Origin of the sequence: Herbaspirillum hiltneri N3, from assembly GCF_001267925.1 — a bacterium.
Lineage (GTDB): Bacteria > Pseudomonadota > Gammaproteobacteria > Burkholderiales > Burkholderiaceae_D > Herbaspirillum > Herbaspirillum hiltneri.
This window is the reverse complement of the sequence record NZ_CP011409.1, coordinates 4,829,901-4,855,454: the sequence shown is the minus strand read 5'-3', so window position 1 is coordinate 4,855,454 and position 25,554 is coordinate 4,829,901. Positions and strand designations below refer to the sequence as shown.

At 61.3% G+C, this 25,554-nt stretch carries 24 protein-coding genes and 1 pseudogene; 4 read left to right on the top strand and 21 right to left on the bottom strand.

The window, feature by feature from the left end:
- Positions 1 to 176: 176 nt before the first annotated feature.
- The 5 genes from F506_RS21965 to F506_RS21945 form a co-directional block, all read right to left on the bottom strand.
- The gene (locus F506_RS21965; protein WP_053200922.1) at positions 177 to 968 is read right to left on the bottom strand and encodes an SDR family NAD(P)-dependent oxidoreductase; all 792 of its coding nucleotides are present in this window, start codon (positions 966 to 968) and stop codon (positions 177 to 179) included.
- 151 nt (positions 969 to 1,119) lie between these two features.
- Positions 1,120 to 1,608, bottom strand: coding sequence for a DUF2846 domain-containing protein (locus F506_RS21960; RefSeq protein WP_053200920.1), 489 nt, complete (start codon positions 1,606 to 1,608; stop codon positions 1,120 to 1,122).
- Positions 1,609 to 1,834: 226 nt separating this feature from the next.
- A complete protein-coding gene (locus F506_RS21955) occupies positions 1,835 to 2,089 on the bottom strand; it encodes a hypothetical protein (RefSeq protein ID WP_053200917.1) in 255 nt (84 codons plus the stop codon).
- 46 nt (positions 2,090 to 2,135) lie between these two features.
- A complete protein-coding gene (locus F506_RS21950; protein WP_053200914.1) occupies positions 2,136 to 2,630 on the bottom strand; it encodes a hypothetical protein in 495 nt (164 codons plus the stop codon).
- A 171-nt stretch (positions 2,631 to 2,801) separates the two neighbouring features.
- Positions 2,802 to 3,386, bottom strand: coding sequence for a TetR/AcrR family transcriptional regulator (locus F506_RS21945; protein ID WP_053200912.1), 585 nt, complete (start codon positions 3,384 to 3,386; stop codon positions 2,802 to 2,804).
- A 572-nt stretch (positions 3,387 to 3,958) separates the two neighbouring features.
- On the opposite strand from F506_RS21945, the pseudogene F506_RS21940 reads away from it, so the two are divergent.
- Positions 3,959 to 4,993, top strand: a pseudogene (locus F506_RS21940) (diguanylate cyclase domain-containing protein); the annotation flags it as partial.
- An 83-nt stretch (positions 4,994 to 5,076) separates the two neighbouring features.
- Here F506_RS21940 and phaP read toward each other — a convergent pair.
- The 5 genes from phaP to F506_RS21920 form a co-directional block, all read right to left on the bottom strand.
- Positions 5,077 to 5,637 carry a TIGR01841 family phasin gene (gene phaP / locus F506_RS21935; RefSeq protein ID WP_053200910.1) on the bottom strand — a complete coding sequence of 187 codons (561 nt, stop codon included), beginning with the start codon at positions 5,635 to 5,637 and terminating at the stop codon, positions 5,077 to 5,079.
- Between the two features lie 213 nt (positions 5,638 to 5,850).
- Entirely contained in the window at positions 5,851 to 7,029 is a 1,179-nt protein-coding gene (locus tag F506_RS21930; RefSeq protein ID WP_053200908.1) for a patatin-like phospholipase family protein, read from the bottom strand.
- A gap of 133 nt (positions 7,030 to 7,162) precedes the next feature.
- The gene (locus F506_RS21925; RefSeq protein ID WP_083458157.1) at positions 7,163 to 7,408 is read right to left on the bottom strand and encodes a DUF3717 domain-containing protein; all 246 of its coding nucleotides are present in this window, start codon (positions 7,406 to 7,408) and stop codon (positions 7,163 to 7,165) included.
- Positions 7,409 to 7,430: 22 nt separating this feature from the next.
- Positions 7,431 to 7,571, bottom strand: coding sequence for a hypothetical protein (locus F506_RS23520; RefSeq protein WP_167552713.1), 141 nt, complete (start codon positions 7,569 to 7,571; stop codon positions 7,431 to 7,433).
- A gap of 12 nt (positions 7,572 to 7,583) precedes the next feature.
- Positions 7,584 to 8,801 (bottom strand): MFS transporter, encoded by a 1,218-nt coding sequence (locus F506_RS21920; protein ID WP_053200906.1) that lies wholly within the window; start codon positions 8,799 to 8,801, stop codon positions 7,584 to 7,586.
- A gap of 376 nt (positions 8,802 to 9,177) precedes the next feature.
- On the opposite strand from F506_RS21920, the gene F506_RS21915 reads away from it, so the two are divergent.
- Both F506_RS21915 and F506_RS21910 read left to right on the top strand, forming a co-directional pair.
- Positions 9,178 to 11,454: a catecholate siderophore receptor Fiu gene (locus F506_RS21915; protein ID WP_053200904.1), complete on the top strand. Its 2,277-nt coding sequence runs from the start codon at positions 9,178 to 9,180 to the stop codon at positions 11,452 to 11,454.
- 105 nt (positions 11,455 to 11,559) lie between these two features.
- Positions 11,560 to 12,252: a Fe2+-dependent dioxygenase gene (locus F506_RS21910; RefSeq protein ID WP_053200903.1), complete on the top strand. Its 693-nt coding sequence runs from the start codon at positions 11,560 to 11,562 to the stop codon at positions 12,250 to 12,252.
- A gap of 171 nt (positions 12,253 to 12,423) precedes the next feature.
- On the opposite strand, the gene F506_RS21905 is transcribed toward F506_RS21910, so the two are convergent.
- From F506_RS21905 to F506_RS21885, 5 genes are all read right to left on the bottom strand, one after another.
- Positions 12,424 to 13,290, bottom strand: coding sequence for an ABC transporter permease (locus F506_RS21905; protein WP_053200901.1), 867 nt, complete (start codon positions 13,288 to 13,290; stop codon positions 12,424 to 12,426).
- Positions 13,291 to 13,474: 184 nt separating this feature from the next.
- Complete coding sequence (locus tag F506_RS21900) at positions 13,475 to 13,870, bottom strand: nuclear transport factor 2 family protein (RefSeq protein WP_053200899.1); 396 nt, start codon at positions 13,868 to 13,870, stop codon at positions 13,475 to 13,477.
- A gap of 118 nt (positions 13,871 to 13,988) precedes the next feature.
- The gene (locus F506_RS21895; RefSeq protein ID WP_235471277.1) at positions 13,989 to 14,867 is read right to left on the bottom strand and encodes an ABC transporter ATP-binding protein; all 879 of its coding nucleotides are present in this window, start codon (positions 14,865 to 14,867) and stop codon (positions 13,989 to 13,991) included.
- Complete coding sequence (locus tag F506_RS21890) at positions 14,848 to 15,855, bottom strand: ABC transporter substrate-binding protein (RefSeq protein WP_053200898.1); 1,008 nt, start codon at positions 15,853 to 15,855, stop codon at positions 14,848 to 14,850. The genes F506_RS21895 and F506_RS21890 overlap by 20 nt, the downstream gene beginning before the upstream one ends.
- Position 15,856: 1 nt before the next feature.
- On the bottom strand, positions 15,857 to 16,873 hold the full coding sequence (locus F506_RS21885; RefSeq protein WP_053200895.1) for an ABC transporter substrate-binding protein: 1,017 nt from the start codon (positions 16,871 to 16,873) through the stop codon (positions 15,857 to 15,859).
- A gap of 421 nt (positions 16,874 to 17,294) precedes the next feature.
- Between F506_RS21885 and F506_RS21880 the strand changes: the two genes are divergently transcribed.
- Positions 17,295 to 19,196 (top strand): potassium transporter Kup, encoded by a 1,902-nt coding sequence (locus tag F506_RS21880; RefSeq protein ID WP_053200893.1) that lies wholly within the window; start codon positions 17,295 to 17,297, stop codon positions 19,194 to 19,196.
- Between the two features lie 13 nt (positions 19,197 to 19,209).
- Here F506_RS21880 and F506_RS21875 read toward each other — a convergent pair whose 3' ends face one another.
- The 6 genes from F506_RS21875 to F506_RS21850 all read right to left on the bottom strand — a co-directional run bounded on the left by F506_RS21875 (position 19,210) and on the right by F506_RS21850 (position 25,540).
- Entirely contained in the window at positions 19,210 to 20,046 is an 837-nt protein-coding gene (locus F506_RS21875) for a DMT family transporter (RefSeq protein WP_053200891.1), read from the bottom strand.
- 94 nt (positions 20,047 to 20,140) lie between these two features.
- On the bottom strand, positions 20,141 to 20,830 hold the full coding sequence (trmB, locus tag F506_RS21870) for a tRNA (guanine(46)-N(7))-methyltransferase TrmB (RefSeq protein WP_053200889.1): 690 nt from the start codon (positions 20,828 to 20,830) through the stop codon (positions 20,141 to 20,143).
- 195 nt (positions 20,831 to 21,025) lie between these two features.
- A complete protein-coding gene (locus F506_RS21865) occupies positions 21,026 to 21,283 on the bottom strand; it encodes a BTH_I0359 family protein (protein WP_016836074.1) in 258 nt (85 codons plus the stop codon).
- Positions 21,284 to 21,719: 436 nt separating this feature from the next.
- Positions 21,720 to 22,451 (bottom strand): response regulator, encoded by a 732-nt coding sequence (locus tag F506_RS21860; RefSeq protein WP_053200887.1) that lies wholly within the window; start codon positions 22,449 to 22,451, stop codon positions 21,720 to 21,722.
- A 210-nt stretch (positions 22,452 to 22,661) separates the two neighbouring features.
- Entirely contained in the window at positions 22,662 to 24,935 is a 2,274-nt protein-coding gene (locus F506_RS21855) for a sensor histidine kinase (protein ID WP_053200885.1), read from the bottom strand.
- Positions 24,932 to 25,540, bottom strand: a complete 609-nt coding sequence (locus F506_RS21850) for a DUF4390 domain-containing protein (protein WP_053200883.1) — start codon at positions 25,538 to 25,540, stop codon at positions 24,932 to 24,934. Before F506_RS21850 ends, F506_RS21855 begins: the two co-directional genes overlap by 4 nt.
- Between the last annotated feature and the right edge of the window lie 14 nt (positions 25,541 to 25,554).

The window sequence follows — 25,554 nt, the reverse complement described above, 5'->3', positions numbered from 1 at the left end:
AATCTGGGAAATGGAATCGGCGGGCCTGTTTTCTTTAAAAGGGGGAAATTTCCCTTGGGAACGAGAAAGCCATCGCAGCTTTACCGGAAAAACAGCCGTACAGGCGCCGGAATGAAAAAAGCCGGCAACAGGTGCCGGCTTGATTGATGCTCACCAGGTACAACGGCGCATCTTCGTCAGAAGGCGCTCTTGATCACGCCGCCGTCGACGCGCAGCGCCGCACCGGTGGTTGCGGAGGCGAGCGGGCTGGCTACGTAGGCCACCAGCGAGGCCACTTCCTGCGGGGTCCCGAAGCGCTTGATCAGCGACGTCGGACGCACGTGATCGAAGAATTCCGTCTCGACCTGCTCGACGGTCTTGTCGCCCGATCTTGCCAAATCTTCGACGAAGTCCCCGACGCCACGGGATTTCGTCGGGCCGGGCAATACGCTGTTGACGGTGATGCCGGTGCCGGCGACCGATTCCGCCAGGCCGCGCGACACCGCGAGTTGCGCAGTCTTGGTCATGCCGTAGTGGATCATTTCGGTGGGGATCTGCACCGCGCTTTCGCTGGAGATGAAGATGATGCGGCCCCAATTCGCCCGCTTCATTTCCGGCAGCACCAGGCGCGCGAGGCGCACGCCGCTCAAGACATTGACGTCGAAAAAGCGCAGCCAGTCTTCGTCGGGAATATCTTCAAAGGCCTTGGGCTCGAAGATGCCGAGATTGTTCACGAGGATGTTGATGCCCGGATGACGCCTGACAGCCTCGTTGGCCACCTCGGCCTGGCTGAGGTCGCCGGCAAAACCCTGGACCGTCCCCTTGGTATCCGAACGTATGCGCTCCACCGCCTCGTCGACGCCGGCCTGCGTCCTGCCGTTGACGATGATGTTCGCGCCTTCCCGGGCCAGCGTGTGCGCGATCGCGTAACCGATGCCGGCCGTACTGCCACTCACCAGCGCCGTCTTGCCTTTCAGTTGCAAGTCCATGTCGATTCTCCAGAGTTGATTGCGGAAAATAGTGCCACGTCACTATATCAAGAAGTCTTTCCCGGCATCGCGATGGAAAAAGCCGGCAACGCGTGCCGGCTTTGGGATTGACTGCTTTTGACGGGAACTGGGTGAATTGCAATCGCAATGCTTACCTGGCAGCCGCCGGTGCCATCGGCGCAACGGGGGTGACCGGCGCAATCGGTCTCCCGGTATAGCTCAGATCCTGCAACTCCTCCTCGGCGATAGACGCGTCCAGTAGGGAGAAACCGATACGGGCAAGCAGCAGACCGAAGGCCGCTTCCGTGCGCACGTACTTCACTTCACCCGGATACAGGGAGAAATCCAGAGCCATCACCGTCTCGGTCGAGGTCTTGGCCCGGTACGGTCCCGCCGGACGATCAACGAAGAAGAAGCCGCCCGGCTGCGACTTGCCTACGACGTGATTGTTGAGTTGAATTTCCGGCTGCAGGGCCCCGCCGAACACTGAGGTCGAGCGCATGAAATAAATGCGACCCTGGCCAGGCTTGATGGCAGGGATTGCATCGGCCACTTCAGCGTACTTCGGGCCCGAGGCGCAACCGGTCAGGACGGCTGCCAGCAGGGTGATGGCCAGCAACGGACGAATCGTTTTAGTCATTTTTTTCTCATAGTTGGCTTTGTTGAATGAGACAACGCGAGTCTTCAACATCGAGTACACGTGCCCCCTTGATTGACATGTGAAGCAAGCCCCCCAGCCCACTTGTCCATCTGGTTGCGGATTCATGTCGATTCTGCAAACAGACAAGGTCCAAATACTATCAAAAAATGTCATCCGCCCTGGCAGATTAATCCGGTGTTATCCGCGGCAATCGACCTTACATCATCTAGCGCTTCAGATGGCGGGTGTCAGCCTGGGCTGCATCGGACAACATGCGGGAGAATTCGCTTTCCCCGGCCGGTTGTTCCTGCGCCGCCTGTTGTCGTTGTTGCTGTTGTTTTGCGCGCCGTTCGACGGCATACGCCTCGGAGGCGAGCTGCCATTGGTCCAGATGGCGGAAATAGGTGGAGCCGCTGTCGACGCGTCTGATCGCGCCGACCGGGTCGACGGGCCGAACGGGGGTGACGGGATTGCGTGCCATCTGGTTCTCCTCGGGAAGCTGCCGACGCCGCATGGCGTCAGCTTGATTATGCGCGTATGCGTGCGGCCTTGCCCTGCTTGCGCAAATACACGATCTGAACGATCAGTCCGACGATCAGTATGGCGAACAGAGCTCCTTGGGATCCCAGCAGCAGCGGCGACTTCAGGTCGGTCACAAACGGGTGGCCGTCCGGCACCCGGCGCAGCGTTTCCGAGACGGTCGGCACCATCAGCAAAAAGGCGGTGATGGTCAGGAACACCGTCTCCACATAGGCGGCTGCGCGTCGCGCCGTCGGCAGTCTTCCCACGCCGTAGCCGGCAAGGAGAAAGACCAGCGTGGCCACGGCGATTCCGTAGCTGATCGCCTGATGCGCAACCAGGAAAACACTGACGGCGCCGATCAGCATCGACACGAAATAGATGCCGCCTGCGGTCGAACGCGGCACGATGCGGCCGTGGCGGGCGAACATATACACTGCTGCCGGGATGGCCGGCAGGCTACCCAGGGTGTGTACCCAGCCGAGATGAGAAATTCCAAACATGGAGTGATCCTTTATCAAAAAAGTTGAAGGAGGCATCGACCTTGTTCCGGAAGAGCAACTCCACAATAAACTACCTACTAATCGGTAGGTAAAATGGCCAAACGTTGAAACAATCCTTGGGCAGCTTAGAGCCTGTTCGCAGCCTCGCAGCGAGATCGCGACCAGGTTTTCTCAGGCTTCGCGTGCGACGCGCGCCAGCACCGGGTTGACGATGGCGCCGAACATCTTTACATCGCCGTAGGCGCGGGCCGACAGCATGGCGCCATGCACGGTCGCCATGAAAATGTCAGCTTCCGCTTCGGCCGACCCGTTCAGCACCAGTCTGTCTTGCTGCGCGCCGCGCGTGAAAACGCTGGTCAGCCAGGCTGCCAGCGCACGGAAATGGGCGCGCACTTCCAGCGCGATTTCCTCCGGAAGGATCGGCATCTCGCTCGCCAGCAGGGCGCAGACGCAGAACGAGGACGACGCATCGGCGATGCAGACCTCCCAGAATCCGGCATACGCGCGAAGCTGCTCAAGCGGATCGGAAACGTGTTGCTCCAGCCTGGCGACGCCCGCCTGCATCTCCTCGCGATAGCGCGCCACCAGCGTGCGAACCAGCACCGCCTTGCCGGGGAAATGGTGATGGATGCTGGCGTTGCGGATGCCGATGACTTTCGCGATGTCGGCATAGCTGAAGCCGTTGTAGCCGCCGGCGATAATCAGGGATTGCGCACAGCGCAGGATGCTGTCGGCGGTATTGGAGGAATCAGTCATTTGCGTAGCCTACCTTTTAGTAGGTAGATCGTCAAGCGATGATTTGTAGTTGCCGGAAGACCCGCTTTGACTCCGTCATGGTTTGGCGGGGAAGTCCGGTTGGGCAAGCCGGGCTGAGCGCCCGGCGTTAAAATAGCAGCGCCCATTTTCATCAGTCTCCTTGGGCAGGCTCAAGCACCTGTTCCGTTATCCATGGCCCTCGATCCCACCACCATCCTTATTCTCACCACCGCGCTGGCTGCGGCGGCCGCGCTTTACCTGGCCGTGGAGTGGAACAGCGTGCGCGAAAAGTCGCTGCTGTTCTAGGGCCTGTTACCAATCAATGTGCGAGATGCGTTGCTGCCAGAAAGCGTGCTGGCAAGGCGCGTGGCGTAGCAGGTGGTGGGCCACCTGCTACGCCATGCAACGCCGCCAGCGCGCTTTCTGGCAGCAACCCTCCGGGAACGGCTGCAGGCGTCGCCTGCCGTTGTTGCAGCTCCTTGCCGTAGCACCGCTACGTCGCGTCGCTGCGCCTAGGCAGTCAACGCCTGCCGCGCGTTCGCACTCGCACATTGATTGGTAACAGGCCCTAGAGCGCCGGCTTTGCCGTCATCACCGTAGGTTCGGTGCTGGCCTTGCTGCGCTCGCATGGGTTTTTGCTGATCGGCATCTGGTTTGCCAACGGCTTGCTGATCGTCGCGCACTGGTTGTTCCTGGCGGGTGTCGCACGCTTCACGAACACCCGGCTGTCGCGCGGCTGGCGGCTGATCGGCGTCGCTTGGCTGGCCGTGCTGTTGTTGCCGACGGAGCCGTGGTGGTCCAGGGTGATGCTGTGCATCCAGTCGCTGCTGATCGGTGGCGTTACGCTGCGCGCCAGTTTCCTGTTGCGCCCGCATGGCGTTTCGCTGAGCGTGGGCGCGGTGCAGTTGCGTTACGTGCTGCTGGCGCACGGCTTGTTCTATGTCGCCAAAGCCGGTTCAACCGTAGCGCTGGGAGCCTTGGTCGACCTGGCGGCCTTCCGCGGCGGCGTGATCCAGATCTCGCTGGTGGAAGGCGCCATGGCCATCATGCTGATCGCCTTGTCCATGACCGGCACCGAACGTCACCGGCGTGAAGAACGCATCGAACAGCTGGCCGCGCGCGACCCGCTGACCGCGCTGTACAACCGCCGTGCGCTCGACAAGCGTGCGCCCGCATTGCTCGCCCAGGCTTCGCCGGCCACTCCCGGCGCACTGTTGCTGATCGACATCGACAACTTCAAACAGGTCAACGATCTGCACGGCCACAGCGCCGGCGACAGGCTGCTGGTGGCGTTGAGCGAAATGATCCGCGATGCATTACCGCGCGGTTCCCTGGCGGCGCGACTGGGCGGGGACGAGTTCGTGATCCTGCTGCGCGAGGCTTCCGGCGACAGCGTCGTGGCGCTGGGCAATGGCTTGCGGGAGGTGTTCGGGCAGATGGCGCGGGAGACGTTTTCAACGCCGTCGGCGGTCACGCTGAGCATGGGGGCGACACTGTTCGACCAGCCGCCGCCGGACCTGGCCGCCTTGCTTGAACGAGGAGATGTGGCGCTGTACGAATCCAAGCGAGGCGGGCGGGACAGCGTGAGGGTGGCGCCTGCGGCGTAGGCAAACGGAAACCGGCCGGGCAATAAAAAACGGACCGCATGGCGGTCCGTGAATGCTTGCTGCAGGTACTGCTTTGCTACAGATTACTTCTTGCGGCCGGCGGTCTTTTCAGCGACTTGAGTGAACTGCTTGGCAGCGTTGCTCAGGTGGCCTTCCAGTGTTTCCACGGCTTGCTTGGTGTTCTTGGTCAGTTGCTCGTAGCTGGCGTTGGCGTTGCCGATGGCCGACTTCAACAGGGCGACTGCGTTTTCCGAACCGGCTGGTGCGTTCTTGGCGATTTCTTCGACCAGGGCGCTGACCTTGCGGCTGGTTTCAGCGACTTGCGCTTCAGTAGCCTTGGTCAGTTCAGCCTGGGTGGCCGACACGATGCTGGCCAGGTGACGACCGTAAGCGGCGGCCTTTTCAGCTGTCGGTTGGGCTTGTGCCTGGGCCAGGGCCAGCAGTTCTTGCGGATCCTTGATGGAGGCGAATTGCTGTGCTGTAGCGGCGGACTCTTCCAGCGATGCCTTGGCGGCGCTCAGGTTCAGTTCAACGATCTTCTCCAGACCTTCAAAAGTCTTGGTGGTGATGGTGTTGATCAGATCCAGTTGAGCTTGGAAGTGGGTCTTGGTTGCGGCGGAAAATTGATCTTGGTACGAAAACATGGACTTCTCCTTTGGTTTCAAAAACAGTGATGGACTTGGCGGCTTCGGTCTCGAATTACTATTTTTGTGCGCCGCAACAATTACTATTTTACGCACTTATTTGGTGAGGTCAAGAACTTTTTGTGCGGCGCACAAAATGTTCTGGAATTGCAATTTTAACAACATAATTTGTTATTGCACAGCACCAATTGTTTCCCTTCCGCAACGGCAGCATCAGCCCGTTGCGATCTCCACCACGGGCGGCAATTCATGTACCACCACGCCGGCGTCCGATACGTTGAACGGGCATCCTTGACTGACTTGGATGCCGCGCAATGCGTCCTGGTAACCCTGTTCCCAGCGCCATTCAATCGAGCCGCGCGAGAAGTTGACGTCCTTGGACGCCATGTTCCAGTCGCGACCCGCGTAGGGCAGGCGCACGATGTGGATGGTGGTGTCGGCGCCCAGTTCGGCCAGCTGCTTGCGGTCGGACGGCTTGCGCAGCTCCGCTGGCATCCGTTCATACAGTTCGCGCGCCATCTTGCGCAGCTGGTGCTGCTTCAGGTAGGCGTCGATGTGGCGTTGCGAACGCGAAGCGAAGGTGACGTCCTTCTGGCGCGTCTGCACTTCTTCGTAGGTGCGCGGTTCGGGGCCGTCGGCATGCCACAGGTCGACCATCATGCACAGCGTATCCTGCCGCGGTTCGTCGCTGAGCACCGCTTCCAGCGGCGTGTTCGAATACAGACCGCCGTCCCAGTACAGATCGCCGTCCACCCGCACCGGTGCGAAACCGGGCGGCAGCGCGCCGCTGGCCATCACGTGCTCGGCGCTCAGCATGTGTAGCGAGGAGTCGAACGCGACCAGCGAGCCGCAGGTAACCTTGACCGCGCTGACGGTCAGACGGATACCCTCGGTCTTGTCATTCAGATAATCGAAGTCGACGTATTTGTTGAGCGTGGTGCGCAGTTCTTCGGTGTTGTAGAAGCTGGCCTCTTCAGGCGGCACCGGCAGGCCGACGGCGAACGGATTGAACGGGCGCGGCGTGAAAAATCCCGGCACGCCGCGCGCGAAGGTATCCATGGTGGTGGCCCAGGTCATCAGCTGGCGGGTGGCGTCAGGCACCGCGTGCAGGTCGAGCGCGTCGGGGTGCGACACGCTTTCCCAGAATGCACGCAGGCGCGGAATGCGGTCCTCGCGGCGGTTGCCGGCGATGATGGCCGCGTTGATTGCGCCGATCGAGGTGCCGACCACCCAGTCAGGCGTCAGGTCGTGTTCATGCATGGCCTGGTAGACGCCGGCCTGGTAGGCGCCGAGCGCGCCACCGCCTTGCAGCACCAGCGCAATGCGCGCTTTCGGCGAGGCAGAGGAGGAACGCGGGGAAGAGGGACTGCTGGCGTCGGGTTTGCGTCGCATCGTGATCCTTGCGGTGAGAGTACGGAAAGACTGCGTGCCGGAAAGATCGTTCCGCAGCTCGTCTTGCAAAAATCATACGCCACAAATGCGACAGGCGCGCTACGCGTGCAGCGCCGGGGAGGGGGACGGAACCTCAGGCGCCCTGGCCGGCGCGGGCCTGCCGCCAAGCCTCGAACAACTGGCGCGACTCCTTGCCGATCAGGTCGACGGCAATGCTGTGCAGATGTTCAATGATCATCACGGCGTAGACGTCGGCCAGCGCATTGACTTCAGGCGACAGCGCGCATTCCTCGCCGGTGGCGGGACGCTGGATGCGCCAGTAGTTGATTGCCTCTTCCAGTTCCGTCAGGGAAATAGTGGTATCGCTCATGCCGGCCATTGTACCCCCGCCGCCGAAGGGCTCAAAAACACAGCACGATGCGGTTGGCGACGTCGAAGATGAAATCCGGCCGGAGATACGCCAGGAAAGTCGCACCCAGCACCACGCCAAGCGCAGCCAGAACGGCGAATCGCCTGAGGCGCGGATGCGAGCGGGAGCGCATGGTGCGGGGACCTTACGACGCCGCCAGCGGCGCGCGCCGGATGGCCTTCTCGTTGACCGGCAGGTTCATGACCGTGGCGAACAGGCCGAGTCCGATGGTGATCATCCAGACCGTGTTGTAGCTGCCTTCGCGGGTGAACAGATAGCCGCCCAGCCAGACCCCCAGGAAACTGCCGACCTGATGCGACAGGAACACGAAGCCCGACAGCATCGACAGATGCTTGAGCCCGAAAATGCCCGCGATGATGCCGTTGGTGAGCGGCACCGTCGACAGCCACAGCAAGCCCATCGCAGCCGAGAAGATATACACCGACCACGGCGACAGCGGCGCCAGCAGGAACAGGCTGATGGCGATGGTGCGCGACAGATAGATGGTCGACAGCAGGTAGCGCTTGGGCAGGAAGCCGCCAAGCTTGCCGGCGTAATACGAACCGAAGATGTTGAACAGGCCGATCAGCGCCAGCGCCGCGACCGCAATGTTGGGATCCATCAGGCCCTTGTCCTTGAGGTAGGACGGCAGATGTGCGCCGATGAACACCACCTGGAAGCCGCACACGAAATAACCCGCGATCAGGAACTGGAACGGCCGGTAGGCGAACGCCTCGCGCGTCGCATCCCAGATGCTCTGTTCGTGCTTGCCGTCGTGCGCCAGCTTCGGCTCGCGCAGGCGGAACGCCATCGGTACCATCACCGCCACCACCAGCGCCGCCAGCCAATAGAACGCCTGTTGCCAGCCGGTCACCGAAATCAGTTGCTGCTCAACCGGCATCATCACGAACTGGCCGAAGGAACCCGCCGCCGATGAAATCCCGAAAGCCAGCGAGCGTTTTTCCGGCGGCGCGCTGCGGCCGACGATGCCGCTGATCGCGCCGAAGGCGGTACACGACAAGGCCGCGCCGATCAGCACGCCCGAGCCCACCGCGAACAGCATCGGCTGATCCACCAGCGCCATCCACAGCAAGCCGCCCATGTATAACAGCGCGCCGAAGACAATCACGCGCGCGGTGCCGTAGCGATCCGCCGCCATCCCGGCGAACGGCCCGAACACACCCCACATCAGATTCTGCAAGGCGATTGCCAGTGAAAATGTCTCGCGCGTCCAGCCATGCGCCTGCGAAATCGGCTGCAGCCAGAAGCCCAGCCCGTGACGCACGCCCATGGCCAGCGTCAGCACCAGGCCGCTGGCGAGGAGGACGGTCTTGAAATCGGGCGCGCGCTCGGAATGGAACATGATGTTGTCTCGGTTATCTGTTATTAAAATAATTCGGACAGTTTAACGTAAGGATTCGGTCGTCGCCGGACGCCTCCATTTTGTAGCAAACGATAAAAATCCCGAGACTCATCGTGGTTGAAGCCGATGACTTTCGAGCGGTCGATTGGCATCCGTCAAGGAAACCGGAATATCTGCAGGATCCGGCCCGAAAGCATTGTCTCGCTCCGCGTCCGAAAACTATAGTCGCAGCGCCGATCGCCGCATCGCGATGTCCCGTTCGCAGCAACAGCCCGCCAGCATCCCCGCCAGTCAGTCCGCCAGTCAATCACTTTCCCGCGCACATCGTCCTTCCGATCGTGGTCGGTCCTGATCGTCACTCACTACTGGGATTTCCATGTCTATCTACATCAAGAGCAAGAAACACGGCGCCGCCGGCCGCCTGGTCAATCTGCACAATCTGGGTTCGTCGCTGGCACTGTCGACGCTGGCGCTGGCCGCACCGTTCCATGTCGCCGCCGACACGCTGCCCGAAGTCAATGCCAACGAGCGCAACGAATCCTACAAGGCCGAGCGCGTCAGCTCGCCCAAATTCACGCAGCCGCTGGTCAACACCACGCAGACCATCACCGTCATCAAGAAGGAGCTGCTGCAATCGCAGCTGGCAACCACGCTCACGGAAGCGCTGCAAAACAGCGCGGGCGTCGGGACCTTCAGCGCCGGCGAGAATGGTCGAACCGACACCGGCGATGCGATCTTCATGCGCGGCTTCAGCACCGCCAACAGCATCTTTGTCGACAACATCCGCGACCTCGGCGGCGTGTCGCGCGATCTGTTCAACATCGAGCAGATTGAAGTGGTCAAGGGTCCGGCCGGCGCCGACAACGGTCGCAGCGCACCGACCGGCTATATCAACATGGTGACCAAGCAGCCCATGCTGGAGAATGCCTATTCCGGAACAGCGACCTACGGCACGGGCGACCAGAAACGCATCACCGCCGATCTCAATCGCCATATCGACGGACTCAACGGCGCCGCCTTCCGGCTCAACCTGCTCAAGCAGGACAGCGGCGTGCCTGGCCGCGACCGAGTACGGAACAATCGCTGGGGCGTTGCGCCGTCGTTCGCCATCGGGCTCGGCACGCCGACCCGGGTCTTCCTGAATTATTTGCATCTGGACCGGGACAACGTGCCGGATGCGGGCATTCCTACCATCGGCACTCCGGGATTCTTCAATGCTTCGACGGCGGGCAAGTCGCTCCAGCCGGTAGCGCGCCGCAACTACTACGGCATGGCCGGCGACTACGACAAAAGCACTACCGACATGTTTACCGCCGTCTTTGAACACGATCTCAGCGCCGACGTGACGATTCGCAACATCGCGCGCTATGGCAAGACCAAGCAGAACTATCTGATCGGCAGTCCGTACACCATTGACGGCAGCAATGCCAACCCCGCCAACTGGACGGTAAACAGACTGCTGCAGACGAGGGATCAGGAAAATGAAATCTTCACCAACCAGACCAATACCCTGATCAAATTCAGCACCGGGCCTGTCAGGCATGCCATCACGACGGGGCTGGAGTTCATTCGGGAAAAACAGACCACGATTCTTTACACTGGTCCGACGCTCGCCGCCGCCAATCTGTATGCGCCGAATCCCTACGCACCTGCGGGTGTTCAGGTGCGTGCAAGCGGCGCTCGCAACGACGGTACGACCAACACCATCGGCACGTATCTGTTTGACACGCTCGAATTGACTCCTTCTTTTCAATTGAATGCCGGCGTGCGCTTGGATCGTTACACCACGGACTTCAGCGGCATCGGTTTGTCGACCGCCACCAGCAATCCGACCCTGCCCGTCGGGACCCTGGTGCCGACTACGCTGAGCAAATCCGACACCCTGCTCAACTGGAAGGTCGGCGCGCTGTACAAGCCCGCTCCCAACGGCAGTATCTACGCCGCCTATGCAACTTCACAACAGCCGCCGGGCGGGGCCGCATTTGTGTTGACCAGCAACGGTAGCAGTTTGGACAACCCCAACTTCACGCCGCAAAGAACCAAGACAGTGGAAATTGGTAGCAAATGGGAAGTGTTCGAGAAGAAGCTGCTGCTTTCCGCGGCACTGTTCCGCACCGAAGTCAGCAACGAGATCAAGCAGGACGCCGTCACCTCCAATGCGTTTACACAAACCGGCAAGAAGCGCGTTGACGGCATTGAGCTGGGCGCCTCCGGTGAGATCGTGCGAGGCTGGTCGCTCAATGCAAGTGCCGCACTGATGAACGCGAAGGTATCGGATGGCACCACCAATAGCTTGGCAACCAGCAATCAGAACAATGCAGCCATGAGCTTTTCTCCGAAAAAAACCATGACCTTGTGGAGTACCTATCAACTTCCCACTGGCTTCACTATCGGTGGCGGAGTTCGTTATGTCGACACGATGGCGCGCACTGCGAGCACCACCATAAATGGCGCCACCAACACACCGTACGCACAAAGCTATTGGATCGCCGACGCTATGGCGGCATACCAGATCGACAAGAACGCCAGCATCCAGCTGAACTTGTACAACTTGAACAACGCACGTTACACAGCGTCGCTCAACAATAGCGGTACGCGCTACATCCCAGGCGTAGAACGCTCGGCCAAACTTAGCCTGAACCTCGCGTACTGATTGCTTGATCTATTGATCTTTTCCGCGTCAAAAGCCCCGCCGTCAACGGCGGGGTTTGTCATTCAAACGCCTCTCTTCTTCAACCACGATAAAAAGGAGTACATCGTGTTGCTGCATATCCCGCAAATCCTCAACCCGGAACAGGTCGCCCTGATCCGCAAGCAACTCGACGCCGCCGACTGGACCGACGGTCGCGCCACGGTCGGTTCTCAAGGCGCGCGCATGAAACGCAACCGGCAGCTGTCGGAACATTCCGCGGCCGGCACGGAGCTGGCGCACACCGTGCTGGCTGCGCTGGCAATCCATCCGACCTTCTTCGCCGCCGCCTTGCCGGCGCGCACCATGCCGCCGCTGTTCAATCGCTATGAGGGCGGCGAGCAATACGGCGTGCATATCGACGGCGCCGTACGCAACGTGGCGGGCGCCACACCCGGCGCCGGCTATCAGTTGCGCACCGACGTGTCGTCCACGTTGTTCCTGAGCGAGCCCGGGGACTACGACGGCGGCGAGCTGGTGGTGCATGACACCTACGGTGCGCACGAGGTCAAGCTGCCGGCCGGCGACCTGATCCTGTACCCGTCCACCAGCCGCCACGAAGTCACCGCCGTCACGCGCGGTTGCCGCATCAGCGCCTTCTTCTGGACCCAGAGCATGATTCGCGACGACCAGCGGCGCGGCATGCTGTACGAGCTCGACCAGGCCATTCATGCGCTGCGCCGGCGTCATGGCGACAGCGACGAGACCGTGGTGCTGACCGGGCACTATCACAACCTGCTGCGGCTCTGGGCCGAGACCTGAGCGCCTATCGGGACGATGGCGATCTTCTCCAGGAAGTGTCGCAGCGCGAATGACATTGCGGCCGACGAAGTCTTTCAGACGACTTTGCCGGGGTTTGTCCCTAGCGAAGGATTGAACGAAGAGAGAAAAGACGAAATTACTTAAAAATGGCACGCCCGAACAAAACACCGCTCACCGCTGCATTCCCCACCGCTTGACAGTCAATCTCTCAATCGTATTGAACCCGAAATTCTCCACCACCAACCCAATCAGAATCACCATCGCCAACCCCGCAAACACCTTATCGGTATACAGCTCATTGCGATTCTGAAAGATATACCAGCCCAGCCCGCCCTTGCCGCTGGAAGCCCCAAACACCAGCTCCGCAGCAATCAAGGTGCGCCAGGCAAACGCCCAGCCAATCCGCAAGCCCGCAAGAATCGAGGGCAAAGCCGCCGGCACCAGCATGAACAGCACGAACCGCAAGCCGCGCAAACCATAATTACGCCCCGCCATCCGCAAGGTATCCGACACGCCCAAAAATCCCGCATAGGTATTCAAAGCCAAAGCCCACAGCACCGAATGCACCAGCACAAAAATCAGGCTGTTCTCACCGAGTCCGAACCACAGCAGCGCCAGCGGCAGCATGGCAATCGCCGGCAGCGGATTGAACATCGACGTCAGCGTGCTCAGCAGATCGCGGCCCAGCTGCGTCGACACCGCGAGCGTGGTCAGTCCGAACGCCAGCGCAATGCCGATCAGGTAACCCTTGACCAACACCTTCAGCGAAATCCATACCTTGCCGATCAGCTCGCCCGTGGCGACGCCGTCAACGAAGGCGTGCGCGGTCTGCACGAAGCCCGGCAAGAGTAGATCGTTATCCTGGACGCGAGCGACGATTTCCCAGATTAGCGCCAGCACCAGCAGGATCACCGTCTTGCGCACCCAGCTTTGCTGCCAGATGCGCTGCGGCAGCGACAGCGTGCGTTCCAACGGGACGTCGTCCAGCGGCGTCAGGGCGATTTCGTATTCGTCGCGGATGGGAGGGGATAGATGCATGGCGGCTCGACCTGTTGATTGGCGGATCTTGAAAATCCTCCAACATAACGGAAGCGAGATATGCCGGAAACGAATCGTTTCGCACAAACAAATGCGAATTGCGTATATGGCTGCGGGAGCGAGAACGGACGGGGAAAGGATCAATTCCCGCCGGCGCCGGGGCCGGCGGAAAGTACAACCCGGATCAGCTCGGGCGGCCGTGGAAGGCCTTGTTGGCGATCTTCCAGCCGTCCGCGGTTTTCAGCAGCACGAAGTAATCGGTGAAAGTAACCGGGCCGTGCACCAGCGTGATCTTGGCGCTGGCCGAGAGGCCGCCGACGTCGATCCACTCCACCGTGCGGCGGCGATTCGCCTCATCGGCGGCCGGCGTGCCTTTGAAGCGCTCGCAGTAGACGTCGAGCGGCCAGGAAGTGAACACGCCTTCGCGCATCGATTCGATGTGCGCGGTCGGCAGGAAGGCTTGCCGCATGTGGCTGGCGTCATCGCGCGCATGGCCGAGGAAGTATTGTTCGATGGGGACCAGCACCTCGGCTTGTTCGGCGTTGACGCTTGGCGGGGACGATGTTGGGGTTGCGGTCATGGGCGGACTCCTGATTGAAGTCGCCCATGATGCGCGAACGGCGGCGTCGTGTACAGCGCCGTCAATGATAAGCGGTATATGCAAACCCGCATAGCGCGATGGAAAAACCGCTGCCTGCTCAATACGAAAACCGCACGTCCTTGAAATTGACCTGCGCCGGTTCTCCATGGCCTTCATTGAACAGCAGGCGATGGATGCGCCGCGCGGTTTCCTGGAAACCGACGCCGCCCAGGCTTTGCAGGTCGTACTGGTGGCTGTTGATTTCAGCGCGCACGCGGCCAGGATGCGGCGACAGCAGCAGGATGCGGTTGCCGACCACCAGCGCTTCTTCGATCGAGTGGGTGACGAACAGCAGCGTGAAGCGTACTTCTTCCCACAGGATCAGCAGTTCTTCCTGCATCTTGCGGCGCGTCAGCGCGTCGAGCGCGGCGAAGGGTTCGTCCATCAGCAGGATCTTCGGCTGCATGGCCAGCGCGCGGGCGATCGCAACGCGCGCCTTCATGCCGCCCGACAGCGTGTGCGGATAGGCGTCGGCGAACTTGCCGAGGCCGACCTTGTCGAGGTAGTGCAGCGCGCGTTCGGCCGCTTCGCGCTTGCCCAGCGTGCGGGAGGCCAGCAGCGGGAACATGACGTTCTGCTTCACGGTTTTCCACGGCGGCAGCTGGTCGAATTCCTGGAACACCACGATGCGATCCGGACCTGGCTGATGGATGGCGGCGCCGTCAAGACGGATCTCGCCGGCAGCCGGCTTGAGGAAGCCGGCGACGGCTTTCAGCAGGCTCGATTTGCCGCAGCCGGACGGTCCCAGCAGTACGAAACGATCGGCCGGATAGACGTCGAAACTGACGTCGTGCGTGGCTTGCACCACGGCGGTGGGGCTGCGGTATTGCAGGCCGACGCGGTCGACCTGCAGTAGCGCTGCGTGTTCGCCGACGGCGCGCAGGATCGGCGCGTGCGGGTTGTGCCGATTCTGCGGATCAGCTGCCTGGCTGGGCATAGGCTTCTTCAAAAAAGTAATCCTTCCATGATGCGGCGCGGTTTTTCAGCACGCCGATGTCGTAGAGCTTGTCGGCGTAGACATAGCTGCGTTGCGGCGAGACGGTGAAGTCGATTTCCGGATCTTCGATAATCTTGCGCACGAACCCGGGCGCCAGTTTGGACTTCTGCACGCGGATGAAGGTGTCGGCGGCCTTGGCCTTGTTGGCGCGGATGAATTGCGCCGCTTCGACCAGGGCGTTGTAGAAGGCTTTGTAGGTCTTCGGATTGTCGTCGTGGAATTTCTGCGTGGTGTAAAGCACGTTGAAGGTCGCCGGTCCGCCGAGGATGTCGTAGGAGCTGAGGATCTTGTGGACGTTCTTGTTCTCCAGCGCCTGGTACTGGAACGGCGGGCTGGAAAAATGCGTATCGATCTCCGAGCCGCCGGAGATCAGCGCCACGGTGGCATCGGGATGCGACAGGCTTACCGAGATATTGTCGAAGCGCTTGTAATCGGCCTTGCCGAACACGCGCGCGGTTTCGATCTGCAGGGTGCGCGACTGGTAGCCGACACCGGCGGCCGGCACCGCGATGCGATCCTTGTCGCTGAGGTCTTGCAGCGTCCTGACCTTGGGATTATTGGTCAGCAGATAGTTGGGCATGGAGCCGAGCGAGGCGATCGCCTTGACGTTCTGGCGGCCGCGCGTGCGGTCCCACAGCGTCAGCATCGGCGGCACGCCGGCCGAGACCACGTCGAGCGCGCCGGCCAGCAGCGCTTCGTTCATGGCGGTGGCGCCGGAGATGCTGTTCCATTCCACCTTGATGTCGACGCCTTGCTGCTTGCCGTATTTTTCAATGAGTTTCTGGTCTTGTACGACGTCGAGGATCAGGTAGCCGACGCCGAATTGCTGGGCGATGCGGATCTGGCCTTCGGCATGGGCGCCGGCGCTAATGCCGAGGGTGAGGGCTGCAATCGCGGCCGCAATCAGGGTGTGGAACGTGGCGCGCATCTCAGCTGCCTCCGTTGACGTGAGCGTCGTCGAAGAAGTAATCCTTCACCGAGGCCGGCTTGTTCTTGATGGCGCCGACGCGATACATGAATTCGGCCAGCGGATAAGTATTCTGCGGTGCGATCTTGAACTGCACTTCGGGGTTCTTGATGATCTTCAGCAGCAGGTCGCGGTCGATCCTGGCGTTGCTGACGCGGATGTAGGTGTCGGCCGCCTTGTCGGGATTGGCGGCGATGAATCTGGCGGCTTCATCGAGCGCGCCGAGGAAGGCCTTGTAGGTCTTGGGATTGTCCTTGCGGAATTTTTCGGTGGCGTACAGCACCGTGGCCGACGACGGGCCGCCCAGCACCTGATAGGAGTTCAACACGATATGCGCCTTGGGATTGCCCGCCAGTTCCTGATCCTGGAACGGCGGATTGCCGAAGTGAGCGCTGATCTCGGTGCCGCCGTTGATGATGGCGGCGGCCGCATCCGGATGCGGTACGGCGACGCTGATCTTGTCGAGCTTGTTGTATTGGGCGTCGCTCCACTGCCTGGCCGAGGCCAGTTGCAGTACGCGCGATTGCACCGAGACGCCGACGGCCGGCAGCGCGATGCGGTCCTTGTCGGTGAAGTCGGCGATGGTCTTGACGTTGGGATTGTTGCTCACGAGGTAGTAAGGCAGGTTGCCCAGCGATGCCACGCCGCGCACGTTCTGCCGCCCGTGGGTGCGGTCCCAGATGGTCAGCAGCGGGCCGACGCCGGCGCCGGCGATGTCGATTGCGCCCGACAGCAGTGCGTCATTGACGGCCGATCCTCCCGACAGCTTGACCCAGTCGACCTTGATGTCGACGCCCTGGGCCTTGCCGTGCTTCTCGATCAGTTTCTGGTCCTGGGCGACGTTCAGCAACAAATAGACGACGCCGAATTGTTCGGCGATACGCAGCTGGCCTTCAGCGCGTGCGGGTGCGGTGGCGGCGAGGCCGACGCTCAGCAGGCCGAGGCTCAGCGCGGCGGAGAGAAGTCGTTTGGCAAACATGGATACTCCGGTAAAAGCGGGGACCTCGTTCTTGTGGGCGAGGGCTTAAGAACAACCTTGAATGACAACCGCTGTTCTTTATGAGCGAGGAGTATATAAAGCCGCAGGCAGAATGAAAAACGCGTTTATCGCATATCTTTATGCGGTTTTCGAAGCATTTTGGAAGCCATAGCCGTGACTTGCGGTTTTCGGCGAAATTCGCGGCGCGCCGCGATGCTCGTGGGCGCGCCATTGTCAAGGCCGCACCGTCGGGTAGATGCCTTTGCGCAACGCAGCATCCCGGCGAGGGGATAGTGCGATAAAGTACGCGCTATCCGGTTTCACCGGCGTAACGCGCATTCAAAGCTGCAGGTCGAAACGAACACGAAAACGACGAGCAAGACGCTGCAGACATGAGCATCAAATCAAATACGGGAAAACAATGAGTTCAACTCAGGTCAGACCAAATTATTCCTTCCGGTCGCAAAAACTCCACATCATCACTCTGGCAGCCCTCGGGGTTGTCTTCGGCGACATCGGCACCAGTCCGCTGTATGCGCTGAAAGAATGCTTCAGTCCGGAACACGGCATCGCGTTTTCTCCCGATGCGGTGCTGGGCATCATCTCCATGCTGTTCTGGTCGATCACGATCGTGGTCTCGCTCAAGTATGTGCTGTTCGTCATGCGCGCCGACAACAACGGCGAGGGCGGCGTGCTGGCGCTGATGGCGCTGTCGCTGCGCACGGCCGTGAGCGGTTCGCCGCGCGCCAAGTTGCTGATGATGCTGGGCGTGTTCGGGGCCTGCATGTTCTATGGCGACGTGGTGATCACGCCGGCCATCTCGGTGCTGTCGGCGGTGGAAGGCATGGACATCGCGGCGCCGGGGACTTCGCATTACGTGATCCCGCTGACGCTGGTGATCCTGATCGGCCTGTTCCTGATCCAGCGCCACGGCACCAACCTGGTGGGCAAGCTGTTCGGGCCGATCATGTTCCTGTGGTTCATTTCGCTGGGAGCGCTGGGCCTGTATCACATCCTCAAGGCGCCGGACATCCTGGTGGCGATCAATCCGTATTACGCCGTGCATTTCATGATCGAGCATTCGCTGCAGGCCTTCATCGTGCTGGGCTCGGTGGTGCTGGTGCTGACCGGCGCCGAAGCGCTGTACGCCGACATGGGCCACTTCGGCATCCGGCCGATCCGCTTCGCGTGGCTGTATACCGTGATGCCTTGCCTGGTGATCAATTACTTTGGCCAGGGGGCCAACCTGTTGTCGAATCCCGAAGCGATCAAGAACCCGTTTTACCTGATGGTGCCGGATATGCTGCTGGTGCCGATGGTGGTGCTGGCGACGTTCGCCACGGTGATCGCCTCGCAGGCGGTGATCTCGGGCGCGTTCTCGCTGACCAGCCAGGCCATCCTGCTGGGCTTCGTGCCGCGCATGCGCATCCTGCATACGTCGGAAGACGAGCGCGGCCAGATCTATATCCCGCTGATCAACTGGATGCTGCTGGTGCTGGTGGTGGCGGTGGTGCTGGCGTTCAAGAAATCCGACAACCTGGCGGCGGCTTACGGCGTTGCCGTGACGACCACGATGGTGATCACCACGATGTTGGCGGCGGTGGTCATGCGCGCCGAATGGAAATGGCATCCGGTGCTGGTGACGCTGGTGATCGGTGCTTTCATTACGGTCGATCTGGCATTCTTCACGGCCAACCTGCTGAAGATCGCCGATGGCGGCTGGTTCCCGCTGCTGCTCGGCGGCGCGGCGTTCTTCCTGCTGATGACCTGGTACTCGGGCCGCATGTTGCTGCGCACCCGCATCAAGGACGACGGCATTCCGCTGGAACCTTTCGTCGAAGGCTTGCTGGCGCATCCGCCGCATCGCGTTGGCGGCACGGCGGTCTTCATGACCGGCAACATCAATACCGTGCCGGTGGCGCTGCTGCACAACCTCAAGCACAACCGCATCCTGCACGAGCGGGTGTTTTTCCTGAAGATCAGTATCTGGGACGTGCCGTTCGTCGCCGATGAAGAGCGCCTGACGCTCAAGGATCTGGGCGGCAACGTCTATCTGCTGCGCGCTGCGTTCGGCTTCAAGGAAGCGCCGGAAATGCACAAGGTGCTGGATTTGACGGCGGCGCAGTTCGGCATGGAGTTCGACCTGATGGACACGTCCTTCTTCCTGGCGCGCGATACGGTGGTGCCGAGCAAGTTGCTGGGCATGTCGCTGTGGCGCGAGCAGCTGTTTGCGTGGATGTACCAGAACGGCGCCAAGCCGTCGGACTTCTTCCACATCCCGGCCAACCGCGTGGTTGAGCTGGGCACCAAGGTGGAAATTTAGAAACTTGCCTGGACTATCGGTGCCAACCCAGCACGACGGCGCCGAGGGTGATGACGATGCAGGCGAAGATGCGCCGCATCGTCAGTTTCTCTCCCAGGAAGAGCGTGCCGATCAGGGCCGCAAACAGCACCGAGGTTTCGCGCAACGCGGACACCGTTCCCATGGGCGCCAGCGTCACGGCCCAGATCACAATCCCGTAAGCCAGCAAGGACATCATGCCGCCCGCCAGGCTGAGCCAGTTCTGTTTGCGCTCGGCCGCCATCGGCAGGCGCCTGTGCATCCACATGAAGATCAGCGCTAGCGGGAAACTGTCGAGCACGAACAGCCAGCCTGAATACGCCAGCGCATTGCCGGCAGCGCGCGCGCCGATGCCGTCGGTGACGGTGTAGGCGGCGATGAAGGCGCCGGTGGTGAAGGCCGCAATCGGACCGGACAGGTTGTGGCGATCCTTGATGTTGGCCAGGCTGATGATGCCGATCGAGACCAGCGCCACGCCCAGCCAGGTGTAGATGCTCATCTGTTCGCCGACGAAGAGGGCCGCGCCGATCGACACCAGCATGGGCGACGAGCCGCGCGCAATCGGATAGGACTGGCTGAAATCGCCGATGCGGTAAGCGCGGATCAGGAACACGTTGTAGCCGGTGTGCAGGATCGCCGACAGGATGATGTAGGGCCAGGCGGCGGCATGCGGCAGGGGCGTGAACAGCACCAGCGGAATCGCGCCGATGCCCGCACCGATGGTCATGATGGTCAGCGAGGCCAGGCGGTCGCCGCTGCTTTTCAGCAAGGCATTCCAGGAAGCGTGCAACAGGGCGGCGCACAGCACCAGGGCGACGATGGCGAGGCTCATGCAGACAATCCGGTGGTGTGGGTCATGACGAAGAACGCGGGAATCGGGGCGGCAAAAAAGGCCCTATGATACTGCGCCCGGCGCAAACCCGCCTTCAGCCGGCGTCGTTTTTCTGCGGCGGCAGCTCGCTGCGGCAGCGCCATAATGCGTGTCCCGAGGCGAGGTATTTGCGCTCGAACGGCGTGATTGGCGTGTCGGTGGCGTAGGCTTCGCAGGCCGTCGGCCGTCCGCTCAGTTGCGTCAGCGCGGCGGCGAATTCTTCCACGTAAATCCGCCAGTTGCTGCGGCATTCGATGACGCCGCCCAGCGCGATGATGCTCGGGAACACCGCATGGCCATGCCAGCGCCGCGCCAGGTGGCCGATCTTGGGCCAGGGATTGGGATACAGCAGGTACTGGCGCGCCGGGAAGACTTTTGCTTCCAGCAGCAGCCGCCAGTAGTCGACCAGGTCGGCGCGGATGAAGCACAGGTTACCCGGCGGCGGCCCGTCCCATTGTGTGTTGCGCCCGAGGCGATCTTCCGACTGGTCGATGCCGATGACGAAATGATCGGGGAACTGGGTCGCCAGGTTCAGCGTCGACAGGCCGACGCCGCAGCCGGTGTCGAGGATCAGCGGCGCGGCGCCGGCCGCCCTCCAGGCGGCGATGCTGTGCTCGAAGGCGCGCCGGTTGTAGTCGGTTACCGGCTTGCGAAACGGCGCGCCGGCATCCGCATGGCGCGCAACCAGCGCCGACAAATGTTCGTGGACGCCGGTCTGGCTGCTGGTGATGGGCAAGGAATTCATTGAGGCGGATGTCAGGCGGAAGCAAACCGCGGCACGCGCCGCAAGCCTGAAATTATAAAGCGGGAAGGCCGGGAAGAAAAAGCAGAAGCAGAGGTGGAAGCAAAGGCGGAAGCAGAAACGCGGCCGCAAGCGGTGCGGGCCGGGAATAATCCGGCGAGGTGCAGCGCCGCCGTCGCCGGCGGGCCGCAGGCCGGATCAGTGCAGCGTCATTGGATGACGCATCATCAGATCGTACTTGCTGAGGAAGGTATCGATGTCTTCCATCGACGGTTCCGTCGCGATCAGGTCTTGTACGTCCTTGCGGAACAGTTCGGCGGCCGGGCCGTCGATGTAGATTTCACGCTGGCCGGATTTGTCCATGATTTCATAGCCGCCGAAACGCAGGGCTTCGTGGTCGCGGTCGGCACCGAATTCAACGACGCTGTATTGCTCACTGTTGTAGATCAGGTTCATAGTGGCTCCTTGTGCAAATGCTTAAGCTTTGAAAAGGAAGTGGCGTCATATCGGGGTATTTCAAGGGTGATGCGACGGTCGCTCCTGGCGGCGTCGCTGTTGCGTCTCCCTGAATATGGTTACGGCGCAATTGCCGATAACTTTTGCCCGAATGACAAAATGACATGAAGAACGGGCGAGCTTGCAGGGCCATAGCGGCCGGCCCTACAGGAATGGAGGGGGTGGAAACAAGAAGGTTCCTGAGAACCTGTTGACGATCTTGCCGCGGAGACCACATGAAGCGGCGCCACGCCGGGCTTGCCGGCAATCAAGCCGGAACGGAGGCGGCAGTAAAACTACGGTAGCGGGAACAGAAGGGGAAAACCGCGGCGAGGGGAAATGCCGGTAGTGCGGCAAACGGACGTCCGACGGCATTGCGCCGTCAGACGAGGGCCGTTCAAAGGTTTTTCTTGGACAGTTTGCCCGGCTCGACGCCAAGCTGCTTGAGTTTGCGGTACAAGTGCGTGCGCTCCAGGCCGGTGCGCTCGGCCACGCGCGTCATGCTGCCGTTTTCGCGCACCAGGTGGTATTCGAAATAGGCGCGTTCGAAGGCGTCGCGCGCCTCGCGCAACGGCAGGTCGAAGGAGATGTTGGAGGCGTTGTCGGCGATGGGCGCATAGGCCGGCGCCGCTGCCAGGCCGTGATGCAGCGTGTCGGTGGCGCTTGGCGGCGCATAGGACGACAGAGGGCTGGCGTGGTGATCGACGCTGTCGGCGCTGGCGGCGACGGTCGGACGGATGTACGACACCGGACGCGCCGGTTCGCGGCTGTGCGACAAACCTTGCTGGACCGCCTTGAGCAGTTTTTGCAGGGCGATCGGCTTTTCGAGGAAATTGAGTGCGCCGATGCGGGTCGCTTCGACGGCGGTGTCGATGGTGGCATGACCCGACATCATGATCACGGGCATGGTCAACAAGCCATCGCGCTGCCATTCCTTGAGCAGGGTGACGCCGTCGGTGTCCGGCATCCAGATATCCAGCAGCACCAGATCCGGAACGCTACTCAACCGCAACTCGCGCGCTTGCTGAGCGTTCTCGGCGGTTGCTACGACATGTCCTTCATCGCCCAAAATTTCCGAGAGCAACTCGCGGATACCCATTTCGTCGTCGACGACCAGGATGTTAGCCATGTGCCTGCTTTCCTCACTAGATATTTTTGAGATTTTCCGTGCAACCGCTGAACTCTTCACAGCACTGCTGCAAAAATCAATCTGGCTGGGTTATGACTGGAACGGTATCTGAATACGGCACACAGACACACAACAGCGCCGGGCTAATTTCGCAACCTTACTTGGTAAAGACCCATGTATCAACGGCAGCAATGAGAAAAATCTTAATCCTTATGCATCGGACGCTAACTTTAACAGCAAAATCAGTATTTTTGCGCCTCTTGTATCGCTACGATTTTGGATATCGATGCGACCTCCATGTTCGTCGACTATTTTCTTAACCATTGCCAAGCCCAAACCCGTCCCTTTAGGTTTGGATGTTACATAAGGTTCGAACGCACTGGCTAAAATTTTCTGATCGAAGCCGGGTCCATTGTCGGTGATGGAGAGCCGTACGGCGCTGCGCGCAACGCCGTTGGAACCCGGGTACTTGACCAGTTCGGTGACGACATCGATATGCGGTGTGACGTCGCCGTTCTCGGCAACCGCGTCCTGAGCATTCTGCAGCAGGTTGTGGATGACCTGGCGCAGCTGGGTGGCGTCGCCCATCACCTTCGGCAGATCGGGGGCCAGGCGCGCGTGGATGGTATCGCGGCCGTCGCCGGCCAGGTAGAGGTGCAGGATTTCCTCGGTCAATGCGTTGAGATCGAGCGCCGAGGGTTTGGCCGGCGGCGTCTTGGCGTATTCGCGGAAGTCGTCGACCATGCGCTTCATGGCGCTGACCTGGTTGACGATGGTGGTCGTGCTCTTGTCGAGGATGGCGGCATCCGCCGGCAGCAGCTTGTCGGCCAGGCGCATCTGCAGGCGTTCGGCCGACAGCTGGATGGGCGTGAGCGGATTCTTGATTTCATGCGCCAGGCGCCGCGCCACTTCGCCCCAGGCGATCGAACGCTGCGCCGAAATGACCTTGCTGATGTCATCGAACACCACCACGTAGCCGACGCCGCTTTGCACCGGGAGATGCGAACCGCGCGCCAGCAGGATGGTTTTGCTGCCGTCCTTGCTGGTTTCGGTGTTGTCGCCGGCGCCATTGCTGCTGCGGTGCGGCAGTTCGATCTGCTGTTGCCAGTGCAGGCCGTCTTCGGCGCTGTCGGCGAGGTGGGCGCGCTGCTCCGAGAAGGCCTTGATGATCGCTTCGGCAAACAATGCCTGGCCGTCGATGGTGTGCAGCGGCGTGCCGGTGCTGCCGTTGAAGTCGTAACCGAGGATGCGGCGCACCGAGTCGTTGACGCTGACGATGCAGAACTCGCTGTCGAGCACCATCACGCCGGCCGACATGTTGGCCAGCACGGATTCCAGGTAGGCCTTGGCGTTTTCCAGCTCGGCGCGGTTTCTTTCGACCGAGGTGCGGGCTTCCAGCAATTGCCGCGTCATGGTGTTGAACGACTGCGTCAGCGTGCCGAGTTCATCCGAGGTGCTGACGATGGGGCGCGGCGAGAGGTTGCCTTCGGCCACCGCCTTGGTGCCTTCGGCCAGCAGCAGCAACGGTTTGGCTAGATCGCTGGCGATCAGGAAGGCGCTGGCGATGGCGCCGAAGATGGCCAGCAGCAGCGTGAGCGTCAGCGTGACGATGTAAATCTTGCGCAGGCCCGAACGCGCCACCGAGCGCTGCTGGTATTCGCTGTAAGCCAATCGCAAGGTTTCGGCGTTGGTGGCGAGGTAGTCCGGCACAGGCTGCAGGATCTGCAGGAAGCGGCTGTCGTTCTGCAGGCCCATGGCCTTGGACGAGGCCGGTACGGCGATGACCACGTGCAGGCGCAGGTTGCCGTCGGCATCCGACTCGCCGTTGAGCGGGCGAGAGTCATCGCTTTCCACCACCGAGAAACCGCGCGAGAGACGGGCCTGGCGTATCATCGCTGCGGTCGGCAGGGTAGGCGTGAGCACGCCGATGCGTCCCCCCACGGTTGCCTGCACCTGGCCGTTGGCGTTGACCACGGTGATTTCCATGCTCTGGTCGCGCTGGCGCGACAGATAGGTGACCTGTTCGGACTCCGACATATCGGACAGTTCCTGCGCCATTGCACGCCCGCGCGAGGCCAGGTCGGTCAGGGAGGAATCGAGCGCATTGCGGCCGAGGTTGAGGCCGGATTCCAGCGCCGCTTCCATGCGCACGTCGAACCACGACTCGATCGAGCGCGACACGAACTGCACCGACACCAGGTAGATGACTGCACCGGGCAGGATGCCGATCAGCGCAAACAGCATCACCAGCCGCGCCAGCAATCTGGAGCCGAACTTGCCGCGCCGGTAGCGCTTGTACAGTCGCGTCAGCAGCAGCACGACCAGCAGCAGCAGCGCTATCGCGGCCAGGGCGTTGAGACCCAGCAGCCACGGATAGTGCTGATCGAACAAGGCGGAGTTTTCGGAGGCGGACGCCAGCAGGAACAGCAGGATGCTGATGACGCCGCCGCCCACCACCAGCAAATAGCGCAAGGTACGGGTCATTCTACTTTGAAGGTGAATTCTTTCCAGTCGGAGGAAAGCCGCCAGTCGCTATTGTTGAGCGCGTTGATCTGGAACGGTTTGGGCAATTGCGCCACGTCCAGGCGCATGCGCAGGCCGACGTTGTAGACGTCGCCGGACTTGAGGGTGTTCTTGTCGGCGATGTTCCAGCGCGGCGGCCGGCGGATCAGCGACATGGCGTCTTCCAGCGTGGAAAAACTCTGCTGCAGCTGGCCGCTGGTGGAAGCATGGTACTGCCGGGTCAGCACGTTATACGAAATGCGCATCGTGCGGGAAAGCGAGATGGAGACTTCGTCGAACCAGTACCAGCGCCGCCGCGTAAGCTGGACGTCGGTGGTGAAATACAGCGGCACGCCGCGCACCAGTGCATCTTCCAGGCTGCGGTTGAGTTCGAAGGAGTACGACGTCGACAGCCGGTAGCCGTCGTCGGTGGCTTCCAGCGAAGCCTGGACGACATCGATTTCCGCAGCCTGGATGCCGGCCTGGCAGAACAGCAATACCAGCGCCAGCAGTACGCGCCGCAGCCATCGGGAAGGATGCAATGAGGTTGCCGGGGCCGCCGACGGAAGTTGGCGGAATGACGGCATATGCGTGGAAATAA